The organism is Zavarzinella formosa DSM 19928 (genome assembly GCF_000255705.1).
GTDB lineage: Bacteria > Planctomycetota > Planctomycetia > Gemmatales > Gemmataceae > Zavarzinella > Zavarzinella formosa.
This window is the reverse complement of sequence record NZ_JH636439.1, coordinates 41,348-54,992: the sequence shown is the minus strand read 5'-3', so window position 1 is coordinate 54,992 and position 13,645 is coordinate 41,348. Positions and strand designations below refer to the sequence as shown.

Below are 13,645 nucleotides of genomic sequence, written 5' to 3'. Positions count from 1 at the left end.
ATCTCCTCGGGAACATCAGGCGCCGGAGTTGATGAAGGACAGCATGAACGGACTCGCCAAGGAACAACCCTCCCCGGACGACCGTCTTCGGAACGACGAGGCGCTGCGCCGGAGCGAGGAGCGGTATCGCGCCTTGGTCGAGGCCGCCAGCCAGGCCGTGTGGTCGTGGGTTCCGGGTGGAGATGCGGGCGATTTCACGCGCGCCCAACAGTGGTGGGAGGAGTTGACCGGCCAGTCGCTGGAAGAACAATCGGGGGGCCACGAAGGCTGGCTAAAGGTCATCCATCCGGACGACCGCGAGGCCACGGCCAACGCCTGGCGGGAATCAATCGCCACCGGCAAGCCCTATCACGTCGAGTATCGGGTCCGTGGCCGGGCCGGGGACTGGCGGCATGTTCAGGCGCGCGGCATCCCCATCCTGTCGCCGTCCGGATCGGTGCGGGAATGGGTCGGCACACTCAACGAAGTCACCGACCAACGCCGGGCCGAGACGGATCATAAACGAATTGAAGCCGCCTTGCGCGAAAGCGAAGAACGGCTGCGGCTGGCGCTGGACGCCGGAGGCATGGGTGTCTGGGCATGGGATATTGTCACCGGCCAAATCACTTGGTCGGACCGGGTCGCTGAATTTTACGGCATGCGGCCGGGCGAGTTCGACGGGACATTCGCCATGTTCGCCAGGCACTTGTATCCCGAAGATGCGGAACGCGCGGGGGACGCGATTCGAGCCTGTGTGGAGAGGAACGCCCCTTACCTGATCGAATACCGGATCGTGCGGAAAGACGGAGATGTCCGATGGATTCACTCGGCGGGAAAGGTCGTGCGAGACGATGCCGGGAAGCCCCTGCGCATGATCGGCGCCACTTCGGACATCACCGATCAGAAACGCGCCGAGGAGCAATTCAAGCAAAGCGAGGAGCGGTTGCGGCGCGATGCCGAGGCGGAGCGACAACGGCTGGCCGATGTGTTTCAAAACGCCCCGTCGTTCATGTGCGTGCTGCGGGGCGCCGACCATGTCTTCGAGAGGGCCAACAACCGTTATTTTGAATTGCTGGGCGGCCGCGACATCATCGGCAAGCCAGTGCGGGCGGCGATTCCGGAAATTGAGGGGCAGGGATTCTTCGAACTTCTCGACCGGGTTTACGAAACCGGCGAGCCTTATATCGGCTCGAACATTCGGGTCACGTTGCTTCGCGGCGGACATTTGGAAGAGCGGATTCTGGAGTTCATTTACCAACCTCTGCGGGAGCCGAACGGCGAGGTGGGCGGCATCCTTGTGCAAGGCATCGACCTGACCGACCGGGTACGGGCCGAGATTGAACGGGCCAGTCTGGCGAAAACCCTTGAACTCGCCTTGGAAGCAGCCGAGTTGGGCACGTGGGACTGGAATCCGCAGACCGATCAGATCATCCTGTCAGGCCGGGGAGCCGAGATTTACGGACTGCCGCCGGGCCAAACATTCACACGCGAGTGGATGCGAGGGCTGATGCGCCCGGACCACCGGAACCTCACGCGAGAGGCAGCCGGCCGGGCGGTGAGCGAGAAGGCCGAGTACGACATGGAGTACCCGCTCGAAAACTCCAAGTGGGTTTCGGCCCGCGGCCGCGGCGTGTACGACGCGGATGGCCGCCTGACCCGGATGCTCGGGGTGGTTCAGGATGTGACCGCCCGCAAAGCGGCCGAGACGGACATCCGGGCGAGCGAGGTGCGCTACCGCGTGCTGGTGAACACCACCTCGGACGTGGTGTACCGCATGAGCGCCGACTGGGCGGTGATGCAACCGCTCGACGGGCGCGGCTTGGTCGCCAGCAACACCGAGCCCAAACGCGACTGGATGGAGAGCAATTTGCCCGCGTTTGTGCATGCCCGCGTGCGGGAAGCCATCGGCGAGGCCATCCGAAACAAGCAGATGTTCGAGATGGAGCATCAGGTCAACCGCGCCGACGGCACGCTCGGATGGACGTTCTCGCGGGCCGTTCCCATCCTCGACGCCGACGGCAACATTGTCGAATGGTTCGGCACGGCGCGGGACGTGACCGTCCAGAAGCAAGCCGAGGAAGAACTGGCGCGAGTGACCGCCGAGTCGGAACGCCGCAAGCGACTGTACGACACGGCCCTTTCCAACACGCCCGACTTCGTCTATTTGTTTGGCCTCGACGGGCGGTTCACCTATGTGAACAAGTCGCTCCTCGATCTATGGGGCAAAGAGTTGTCAGAGGCGGTCGGGAAGAACTTCTTCGACCTAGATTACCCGCCCGAACTGGCCGAACGGCTTCAGCGCCAGATCCGACAGGTCATCGACACGCGGCAGCCCCTTCGGGACGAGACGCCGTACACCAGCGCGGCCGGCACTCGCGCCTACGAATACATTTTCGTGCCGATTTTCGGCGCCGATGGCGCGGTCGAAACGGTGGCCGGTTCCACCCGCGACATCACCGAACGCAAGCAAACCGAGGAGGCGTTGCGCGCCAGCGAGGGACGGTTCCGCACGACGGCCGACCATGCCCCGGTTCTGATCTGGATCGCCGACACCACGAAAGCGCATGTGTGGTTCAACAAGCCGTGGCTGTCGTTCACCGGCCGGACGATGGCCCAAGAACAGGGAGACGGTTGGGCCGCCGGGGTCCATCCCGAGGACCAGGCCCGCTGCCGGGAGATTTACACCACGAACTTCGACGCCCGCAAGGCGTTCACGTTGGAATACCGCCTCCGGCGCCACGACGGCCAGTATCGGTGGATGCTCGGCAACGGCCTGCCTCTGAACGGGGCCGACGGGGAGTTCATGGGCTACATCGGATCGTGCGTGGATGTCCACGACCAAAAAGAGACCGAAGCGGCCCTGCGGGAATCCGACCGGAAGAAAGACGACTTCATCGCCTTGCTGGCTCACGAACTGCGCAACCCGCTGGCTCCCATCCGCAACGGTCTTCAGGTGATCCGGCTGTCGGAAGACCGGGCGACCCTTGACCGGTCCCAGGCGATGATGGACCGGCAACTTTCGCACATGGTGCGGTTGATCGACGACCTGCTCGACGTGTCCCGAATTGGCCGCAACAAGATGGAACTGCGCCGGACGCGGATCTCCCTGGCCGACGTGGTCAACAGCGCCGTGGAAACGGCCCGCCCCGCGATTGACGAGGCGGGACATGAACTGGCCGTCTCCATGCCCAAGGATCAAGTCTTCCTTCACGCGGACCTGACACGGCTTTCGCAGGTGTTAAGCAACCTCCTCACGAACAGCACCAAGTACACCGGGCGGGGAGGCCGTGTCTGGCTGTCAGCCAGGCAGTCTGAAAGTGTGGTGGTCGTGTCGGTGCGGGACAACGGCATCGGCATTCCGGCCGATTCGATACCGACCATTTTCGACATGTTTTCGCAGGTTGACCGCAGCATCGAGCGAAGCACGGGCGGCCTCGGAATCGGGCTGGCGTTGGTGAAGGGGCTGGTAGAGATGCACGGCGGGACCGTTTCGGCCGAGAGCGGGGGGCAGGGGCATGGCAGCACGTTTACCGTTACCCTGCCGACGATGGCGGAGCAGACGGCGGTCGCCGATTTGTCAACCGGGGAGATTTCCGTCAGCTCGGGAGCGAAGCGACGAATCCTTGTGGTGGACGACAACCGGGATGGCGCCGAGTCGCTGGCCATGATGCTGGAACTCATCGGCAATGACATCGCGATGGCGCATAATGGCCTCGAAGCAGTCGAGCGGGCCGGGCATTTCCGGCCCGAAGTGATCCTGATGGATGTGGGGATGCCCAAACTTAACGGGCTGGAAGCCACAAAGCGAATCCGCGAACACGCCTGGGGTCGGAATATGACGATCATCGCCTTGACCGGCTGGGGACAGGAAGCCGACCGGGAACGATCCCGCAAGGCCGGATGCGACGGGCACTTGGTCAAACCGGTGGACTTGTCTGATCTCGAAAGGCTGTTGGGAGAGTTGGAAGGGGCGGGTAACAACCGGCTTTGGCAGTGACTTCCCCGTTCGTGGGCGACGCCGCTTGCGTCGCGTCTTGAACCGGGGCATCGGTTCCCCGCGACGCAAGCGGCGCCGCCTATAAATTCTCCGGCTTAAACTTCCGTTTGTGGCTCACGTTCTTTCCCGACACCATGAACACCCCGTCACCCCGAGTGGGACTCAAACCAAATCAAATCAACCGCGGCAAAAGTGGCAACGGGATTCAAACCTCGCAAAATACCGATTTGATAGATAGTTGCGGCAATCGGCGGCATTCAATCCACGATTGTGCCGACCAATTGAACCTGAAAATTTCGCTAATTCAGGCCAAATCGCAGAATTCAGAAATCAGTCCGAGCTGACAGGATTTGAACCTGCGACCTCTTGGTCGCCGAACCTGTCATTCTATGGTCGGATTCCGTAAATATAAGCTATTCCATATGTTATGGATCGAACACCTCACCCAATCGGCCGCCTTTCCTGCCACATTTTCGTCTGTTTCACAGCAAGTTACGCATGTTTTTAAGAGGAAAGCCTGTCCGGCAAAAGACACTCACAGCCAGGCTGAAAACGCAGGATCAGGAAGAAATGACGAAAAATCCACAAAATCGCGATCAGGCGATAGACTTTGGCAGAAAGATAAACATTTCGACAGAAATGAATTGCCAGTGTTCGTTCTCCAACTTTTCTAAACTGGGTGATTGCCCATGTGATTTGTCCCGGTATTTCTAGTTTGGATGTCTGGCTTATTTATCAGATAGATTGTTGTTGCCCACAACCTCCAACCCCAAAATTATCGATCTTCAGACACCTGTGATTCATTGAACTAAAATCCTTGAATTTAGGCCGTTGAATCCTTGAGTTATAAGTTCTCAATTTCGCAAGAATAGCAACTATTTAGTTGTGTGTATTTGCGCGCATAAACCCCTCAATAGTTCGGATATGCCCATGAACATGGACCGTGGTTTTCCCAAGCGTTATTTATCCCGCCTTTTTTCCCGGCTTGAGAACCAAAATCGCACGACGCGAAAATCCCGGCTCGCGATCCTTCCGCTGGAAGAGCGACTGGTTCCCACTGCGGTGCCTTCCCCCGTCGCCAACATCGACTACAAAGTCGACGAAGGTGGCAACGGAGTTGAAGACGCCCTGGTGATGCTGATCGGAGGCGAGGGGGAGAGCAGCGGGCCGGAGGCAACCGATTCCGAGGGATTCGCGCATCTCGTTTCCACACCCACGGTCACTCCCGGAGTCGCAGGGACGGCCTTTTGGGGGGTCGATGTCGTCTTGCCGCCGGGATATGACTTTTTCATCAGCAAAGATTTTGCGATGTTTAGTCCATATTGGAACGGGGTCGGCGTGGGAAATGCCGTCACGCTCACAGTCATCACGAACGAAACCCCGATTCTCCCTGATTGCACGCCTCCCGGCGCCAACCTGTTGCCCCAATCGGCCCCTGACAATGCCAACGCCCCGACCGCGGGCGAAAGCGCCAGCAAGGCGGGTGTCCGATATTTCGACGGGGTTATTTCCCCGACCTACGAGGACCTCTCTTCCGCATCCGATGATTTCTTTGACTCCTCCGAAGATCCGTCGTGGAACGACGCCGGGATGCCTTGGGGCCAGACGCGCAGTTGGAGCAACCAAGTCGTTTACAGTGATTTCGGCGTCCTGTCGATGGACGGTTACGGGCGCTACGTCGACGGATCGGGCACCGGCAGCCTGTCGCTAAACCAACGCCTGGGCCGGGGATGGGTCAACAACATGCTGCCCCGTCTGCGGTTTGTCGGGAACGATTTTTTCGAGTCCGGAACCTCGGACGCCGGCATCTACTTTCGCAAGACCGGCGCCGACACCTGGGCTCCCCCGCTCAACCTGCAATCAACAGCCGTGAGCGACGACGGTGAAATCACAATCGCCGACGAAACAGGAAACAAAACGGTCTTTTATGACAACACGGCAACACCCGCCAATCTTCGCGGCCAGTTAAAGCGGTACGTCGCCGCCAACGGCGAGACAACGTCCGTGACCGACTACACGGACAACGGAGATGTCGCCGAAATACAGAGGGTACGAGGCGACCATGTCGAGTCGTGGCTGTATGGCTACGGAACCGGTTCCGTGATGTCGAAATACATGACCGGCGTTTCGCTGCGCCGGTCGGACGACGGGGGAGCCACCTGGCGGGACATTCGCGCCGTCGAGTATCGTTACACGTCATGGACCGGGCTAAATTCGCCCGCCAACCAGATCGAAGCCGCGATTGTCCACGACGGGAGCCTGTCCGATCCTGCATTGGAGACGAAGTATTATCGTTATTATTCAAACGGCGACGCCAATGGTTATCAGAGCGCGTTGAAATACGAAGTGAGCAGTGAGTCGTTTGACCGGTTGGCGGCGGCCTATGGAGTCACCATTGACACGGTCGACAGTCTCACGGACGCCCAAGTTGCCGTCTATGCGGATGGATATTTTGAATACACAACCGACCATCGAGTCAAGAAAGTAGTGTCCCAGGGAACCGGCTGTTCGGTGTGTTCCAGCGGCCAGGGAACGTACCAATATTCCTATTACACCAATCCGCATTACGGCCAGCAGGACGCCCCGGTCGATGATCCGGGGCGTTTTGGCGAGTGGCGGATTCGCACCACGGAGACCCTGCCGGACGGCAATCAAAACATTGTTTACACCAATAACTTGGGACGGGTCATTCTCAAGGTGTTTGTTGACGGCTCAAACCAGAAATGGGAAACCTACACCCGGTTTGACTCCGAGGGGCGTGTGATTTGGACGGCGGATGCCGCCGCGGTGACCGGCTATGACGAGCAATACGCGGACTTGTTGCATCGCGTGAACGGGAACTTTGAGTTTTTGAGCGACGGCGCCGGCGAGATCCGGGAATATCACTACGGGTCTGTCACGACGGCCACCGAATCACAAGCTGGGGATGTGCTGGGATATTTGAAGGACACATCCCGTCGGCATGGCGAAATGGGCGCCAGCGAACTGCTCGGCGGGAAAAAATATTTCAGTCACACGGCCAACGGGGTGACCATTCACCCCCTGGCGTCTGAAACCGCCTATCCCGAGGCTCCCCAGCCGGAAACGACCACTGATGACTTCTCCTCCCTCGACGACTGGACCCTGACGGGGGGGACATGGCAGGAATCGGATGGCGTGCTGTCTCAATCGAAGGCCACGGGCACCGACCTCAAGGCCGCCGTCCTGAACGATCATGCCTGGGAGGCCGACCAGGAGATCGTGGCATCGGTGCGGGCGGATTCGTGGACGCCGGGGATCTTTGTCCGGGCCGGGGTGAGCGTGCGGGCGAACCCGTTGACCGGCCAGGGCTATGGCATGATGTTTTTCGGAACGGATCAGATTCAATTCGTGGACGAAGGGGTGCAATGGGGCAACTCCTATTCATTTCACTGGGAGACCGGCGTCTGGTATCGCTTCCGCCTGCAAATCCAAGCCGGGGTGTTGCGCGGGAAAGTATGGGAGGAAGGTGACACAGAGCCGGGTTCCTGGATGTTCACCCAGTCGGGCTGGGGCAGCAAACCGAGCGGGAACCCCGCACTCAACGGCGGTGGCGAGGCCGTTCTGGGTGGCAGTTCCACGGCTTCCTTCAAAGACGTTCAAGTTTCGGAAACCTCCCATCCTTCGTTGGGATCATCGCAGCCCACCGATGACTTCTCGGCAACCGCCGACGGCTGGACGTTAATCGGGGGGGCATGGACGAAAGGCGGGGGAATCTTCTCGCAGACCAACACGGACGTGGGTCCTCCGAAGATCGCCGTCCTGACGGACCGGACGTGGGGGACGGACCAGGAGATCGTGACGTCGCTGCGGGTGGACTCGTGGGTGGACGGGAACAACGCTTGGGCCGGGGTGAGCGTGCGTGCGAATTCGCTGACGGGCCTGGGCTACAGCCTGGTGTTCAACGGAACGGACCAGGTGCGGTTCCTGGACTGCGGGGTGCAATGGGGCAACACATATTCGTTCGACTGGGAGACCGGCGTCTGGTATCGCTTCCGGTTGCGGATCGAGGATGACGTTTTGTACGGGAAGGTGTGGGAGGTCGGCGACGCGGAACCGGGCTAGTGGATGTTCACCCAGACAGGGTGGGGCACCAAGCCGGCGGGCAGCCCCGCCCTCAACAGCGGCGGCACCGGCACGGGCAGCGGCAATTCCACCGTCTCGTTCGACGACGTCGAAGCGGCTGGTTCGCCGACGCCGGTCGATGTCACCACGAGTTCGTCCAGGCCGTTTGGATCCGTCGTCCCCGGCTCTGGCTGGACCATCATTGGCGGGGCCTGGGCGGCGCAAGATGGAATTTTTTCTCAAACCAACACATTAAACGCCGACGGCAAAAAAGCCCTGCTCACCTCGCCGGCCTGGGGGGAAGATCAGGAGATCGTGGCCTCGGTGCGGGTGGATTCGTGGACGGACGGGGTTTATGCGCGGGCGGGGGTGAGCGTCCGCACCGATACCTCAACCGGACAGGGCTACGGCCTGGTGTTCAACGGGACGGACCAGGTGCGGTTCGTGAATGACGGGGTGCAATGGGGCAACACCTACTCGTTTGACTGGGAGACGGGTGTTTGGTATCGCTTCCGGCTGCGGATTGAAGGAACCACGTTGTTCGGAAAAGTGTGGGCGGCCGACGATTCGGAACCGACGAAGTGGATGTTCCGGCAGGACGGGTGGAAGGACAAGCTCACGGGCGCGCCGGCCTTGAACGGCGGGGCGGCCGCCACGGGCAACGGAAATTCGACCGTTTCCTTTGCGGAAGTCGAGGCGAGGAATTACGTGCCCGCCATCGGCCGCACGACGACGTATTCCTACGAATGGTTCGGCGGAGCCTCGGCCACGCAGGCAAGCCGGGTGATCAAGCATTCTCCGGTCGTGAGCGCGGGTGAAAACGGTCCCGGCGCCGCGGACTTGGACACGACCGTGTATGACGAACTCGGGCGGCCAGTCTGGTTGAAAGACGGCGATGGTTACCTGCACTATCTGGCCTATGATCCGGCGACCGGAGCCATCATCAAGGAAATCACGGACGTCGACACCTCCGTCACCGCGGATTTCGCCGATTTGCCATCCGGATGGGTCACTCCTGTCGGCGGCGGACGCCATCTCAAAACAGTGACCACGGTCGACAAACTCGGCCGGCCGACCCATGTCGTTTATCCGGACGGCTCGGAGGATTACACGGTTTATGACGACGTCAAGGCCGAGGCCCGAATCTATCGCGGCTGGACGGGGACCACGACAACCGGACCGGTCGAAGTGATCCGACGGGACCGTGTCGGCGGGGATGTCACCGTGGGCGGTGTCACAAGACGCTACACCTACACGGAACGCCTGATGATGGCCCCCGCGGCCATTGCGGTTGATGGCGAAGACCGGCCGACCGGCGCCGAGGCCATTTCCAACGTGCTCACCCTGACCCGGGATTATGTCAACCAGGCCGGCCAGTCCGTCTGGCATGATGAATATTTCAACTTGTCCGGCCTCGATTATCTCGACATCGGGGGACAGCCGGTGTTTGAACTCGGCGCGGCCGGGGTCAACTATCTGCGAACGACGACGGCTTACGACCAGCGGGGACGGGCCAATCGCGTCCAGACTCCCGACGGGGTCATCACCCGGATCGTGTATGACGGGCTTGGCCGCCGGGTCAGCGACTGGATCGGGGATGACGACACCCCCGTCAGCGGTTGGTGGTCGCCGGTTAATCCGGCCGGCATGGTTCCCGTGACCGAGTATGAGTACGACAACGGCGGCACGGGGGCCGGAAATCTGACGAAGGTGACCCATCACCCGGGCGGGCTGGAAGCCGACCGTGTCACCCAATCTTGGTATGACTGGCGGGGACGTCCGGTCGCGGTCAAGGAAGGTGTCGAAACAATCGAGGCGACGGAGATGAACCGTCCCCTGACGTATCTCGACTACGACAATCTGGGCCAGATGGTGCGGACACGGCTCTATGACGGGGACGGGATCACCCCGGCCGACGCGGACTCGGACGGCGTTCCGGACGCGCCGTCGGCCTCCCTGCTACGTTCACAATTCGATTACGGCCTGGATGGCATGGGCCGGACCTATCGCATCTCGCAATACGGCGTCGATCAGGCGACCGGCGAGGTCTCCGAGTCCCCGCTCGTGACCGACTTCTGGCACGACCATCGGGGGCTGACGGTCAAGACCGCCCGTCCCGGCGGACTGGTCGAAAAAACAGCATATGACGGCGCGGCCGCGAAGATCAGCACGTATTTGACGGACGGAGGCGGCGATTCCGGATGGGCCGACGCCCTCACCCTGACTGGCGACAAAGTTCTGTCCCAAACGGAATACGAACTCTCTCCCAACGGCCAGGTGATCCGGACGGTGGCCAAGGACCGCGTTCACGGGGAAACGGGAACCGGCGCCCTCGGCACTCCGACAACGGGGGTGCGGGCGAGGGTTGTTTACGCGGGGTATTATTATGACGCGGCCGGCCGGTTGATTGCCAGCGCGGACGCTGGGACCAACGGCGGGACGGCCTGGACCCGGCCGGTTGATGTTCCGACCGGCACGGACGATCTCTTGGTGACGACGTTTGGCTTCGACGAGGCCGGCCGGACCAACGCGACGACCGCCCCGGACGGAGTGACTGATCGGACGGTCTTTGACACCCTCGGGCGGGTGGTCAGCCAGACGCTCGCCGACGGCACGGCGGATGCTTTCACGACGGAATACGATTACGACGCGCAAGGCCGGCTGTCGACCGTCACTGCCCCCGGCGATCGCGTCACCAGTTACGGCTATGACAACCTTGGCCGCGCGGCTTCGGTGACCCGGGCCGACGGCACGTTGATCGCCCAAACCACGGAAACGGCGTACAACTTGCTCGGGGAGGCGATTTCGGTCACCGAGCCGGGCGGGGCCGTGACCGCCACGGCTTATGACGCGGTCGGTCGTCCGGCGGCCGTCACCCGCGCGGCGGGAACGTTGCTGGCCCAGACCCCGACCAGGAGGTATGACGCCCTCGGACGAGTCGTGACCTCCACGGATGCCTCCGGACAGGCCACCACGACGGCCTATGACGACATCAACCGAACGATGACGGTGACAGACCCCACGGGAAGGACCTGGACCACCGTCTACGACCTCGCCGGGAACCAGGTCTCCGTCACCGACCCGGATGACAAGACGACCACGTCCGATTTCGATTTGCTCGGCCGGGTGACCTCCGTCACCGACGCCCTGTCGGAAGTCACGAATTATGAGCACACGGTCACCGGCGACCGGGACGCGGTGATCGATCCCGAAGGCAATCGAACCGAGACGGTTTACGACGGCTTTGGGAGAACCGTGGCGGTCGTCGATCCGCTGACGAAAGAAACAACCACCGCGTATGACCGGGCCGGGCGGGTGGTTTCGACGACCGACCGCCTCGGTCGCCGACGCGAATTTGGCTACGACGATCTGGGCCGACAGGTTTCCGAAAGCTGGTATTCTCCGGGCAACACGCTGGTTCAAACCCAAACCTACGGGTATGACGACGCCGGCAACCTCACGGAGGCCACGGACCCGGACGGCAGTTACACAATCACCTATGACAAGCTCGACCGGCCGGTCACCGTGGAGGAGCCGTTCGGGCTGACGCTGAGCTTCGGCTACGACGCGGCGGGGAACCGCGCCACCGTCTCCGACGACCAGGGAGGCGAACAAACCTCGGTGTTCGATCTGTTGCACCGGCTGACCTCGCGTTCAATGGACACGTCGGCGGCGGAGGCCCGGGTCGATTTCGGGTACACGCCGCAGAATCGAACCGACACCCTGACGCGATATTCCGACCTGGCCGGGACCACGGCGGCCGGGACCACGGATTTCGCCTACGACGACGCCGGCCGGACAACCGGGATCGTCCATCGCAACGCCTCCAGTTCGGTCCTGGCTGATTTTGGCTACGACTACGACGAGGCCGGCCGGCTGACTTCACGGACCGAGAACTATGTCACGACGACATTTGCGTATGACGCCGCCGACCAGCTCGTTCAGGACGGGGCCACCAGCCATGATTATGACGGCTCCGGAAACCGGACGGACGCCGGGTATGTGACCGGCGACGGCAACCGTTTGGAATCGGACGGGACGTGGTCTTACACCTACGACGATGCCGGCGAGATGGTGAAACGGTCGAAGGGAGAATCGGCCGAAACCTGGACTTACGGGTACGACCACCGGGGCCAGATGGTGTGGGCCGAAAAACGGGCGACCGACGGCGGCGCGTTGTCGTTGCGGGTGGAATACTCCTACGACGCCTTCGGCAACCGTATCCGGCGCGTGGAGAAGGACGGAGCCGGGGCGACCGTCGCCGACCAGCGGTTTGCCTATGACGGCTGGGACACCGCCAAGCCGGCGAATTCGGCCGGGACGGCGAACTTCGACGTCTGGGCCGACCTGGACACGGACGGCGACGTCATGACTCGCCGGATGTTCGGAACCGGGCCGGACGAGTTGCTGGTCCGGCTGGATTCGGGCGGGACCACCGCGTGGTACGGAGAGGACAGCCAGGGATCGGTGCGTCTGGTGTGGGACAACTCCGGCACGATTGTCGGGGACCGGTCGTTCAATGGCTTCGGGTCCGTCGTCTCGGAATCGGGGGCGGGGCTGGACCGCTACGGCTATGCCGGGCGGGAATGGGATGCCGAACTGGGCCTGCAATACACACGGGCCCGGATGTACGATCCGTCGACCGGGCGGTTTCTGACGGAAGACCCGCTGGGCCAGTACGCGGGGGACGTGAACGTCTACCGCTACGTCGGCAACAGCCCGCTCGACGCCACCGACCCCAGCGGGCAGGTGGCGTGGTTTGTCCCCATGCTCGTGGGGGCGGGATTGGGAGTTGGCTTCAACGGTCTCAACAATCTGGCCCAAGGCAAGGGCTGGGATCATTTCTTCGACGGAGCGGCACAGGCGGCGGTGGCAGGCGCGGTGGCGGGAGGGTTGTTTGGACCTTTTGTGGGCACGGGAATGAGTTTGCCTCTCGCCGGGGCATGGAGCGGATTGTTTGGAAGCCTTGCGGGACTGTACGCCGATGCGGCGTTCAAGGGAAGAACGCCGACATTTCCTGAAACGGTGGAAGCGGCGGTTGCCGGTTGGATCGTTGGTTGGTTCGGTGGCAAAATAGCATCGAAGCAACATTGTCCAATTCGGAGTTCGGAACCCAAGGCATTCCCACGAACATCTCCTTCGGGTCAAATCGCATCGGAATCTTCCACAGCTACCCCAAGTGCCAAGTTTGCTAAGCAGCTAGCCGGGGTTCTTTGTAACATTTTGACCGGAGTCGATGGCGGTAGCGTTCAAAGCCGTCCTCGACGGCCTGTTTCAAATCGGCCTTGGTGGTGAAACTGCGGACGGGCATCTCGTGATGCTTGACCTGTTTGAACACGGGTTCGATCCGGTTGAGTTCGGGGCGGTACGCCGGCAGGTAATAGAGGTAGATGCCCTGCTTCGCCAGTTCCGGCCTCGCCGCTTTGGTCACCTTGCTGGTGTGGATGCCGGCGTTGTCCAAGACCACGACTCGCGGGACGGCGGCCATCGGCAGGTTCCGAAGATAGTGAACCAAGTCGTCGGCGGTCAGCGTCCGCTCAAACGGGACGGCCGCGAGGTCTGGGACAGGGGCGAACGGCTCGTACG

Annotated in this window: 4 protein-coding genes; 3 read left to right on the top strand and 1 reads right to left on the bottom strand. The window is 61.7% G+C overall.

The window, feature by feature from the left end; translation table 11 throughout:
• The first annotated feature begins 43 nt into the window (after positions 1 to 43).
• The 3 genes from BGIM_RS56755 to BGIM_RS0101115 all read left to right on the top strand — a co-directional run bounded on the left by BGIM_RS56755 (position 44) and on the right by BGIM_RS0101115 (position 13,354).
• A complete protein-coding gene (locus BGIM_RS56755) occupies positions 44 to 3,976 on the top strand; it encodes a PAS domain S-box protein (protein WP_162136206.1) in 3,933 nt (1,310 codons plus the stop codon).
• A 930-nt stretch (positions 3,977 to 4,906) separates the two neighbouring features.
• Entirely contained in the window at positions 4,907 to 8,059 is a 3,153-nt protein-coding gene (locus tag BGIM_RS0101120) for an RHS repeat domain-containing protein (RefSeq protein ID WP_020467965.1), read from the top strand.
• A gap of 3 nt (positions 8,060 to 8,062) precedes the next feature.
• Entirely contained in the window at positions 8,063 to 13,354 is a 5,292-nt protein-coding gene (locus BGIM_RS0101115) for an RHS repeat-associated core domain-containing protein (RefSeq protein ID WP_020467964.1), read from the top strand.
• On the opposite strand, the gene BGIM_RS60100 is transcribed toward BGIM_RS0101115, so the two are convergent.
• Positions 13,251 to 13,645, bottom strand: a 395-nt coding sequence (locus BGIM_RS60100) for a transposase (protein ID WP_072022232.1), incomplete at its 5' end; no start/stop codon positions are given. The two genes, BGIM_RS0101115 and BGIM_RS60100, sit on opposite strands and share 104 nt — an antisense overlap.

What these genes read in the sequence shown, in the direction of transcription:
- BGIM_RS56755 (WP_162136206.1), top strand. Translation starts at nt 44, where the DNA reads ATGAACGGACTCGCCAAGGAACAACCCTCCCCGGACGACCGTCTTCGG.
- BGIM_RS0101120 (WP_020467965.1), top strand. Translation starts at nt 4,907, where the DNA reads ATGAACATGGACCGTGGTTTTCCCAAGCGTTATTTATCCCGCCTTTTT.
- BGIM_RS0101115 (WP_020467964.1), top strand. Translation starts at nt 8,063, where the DNA reads ATGTTCACCCAGACAGGGTGGGGCACCAAGCCGGCGGGCAGCCCCGCC.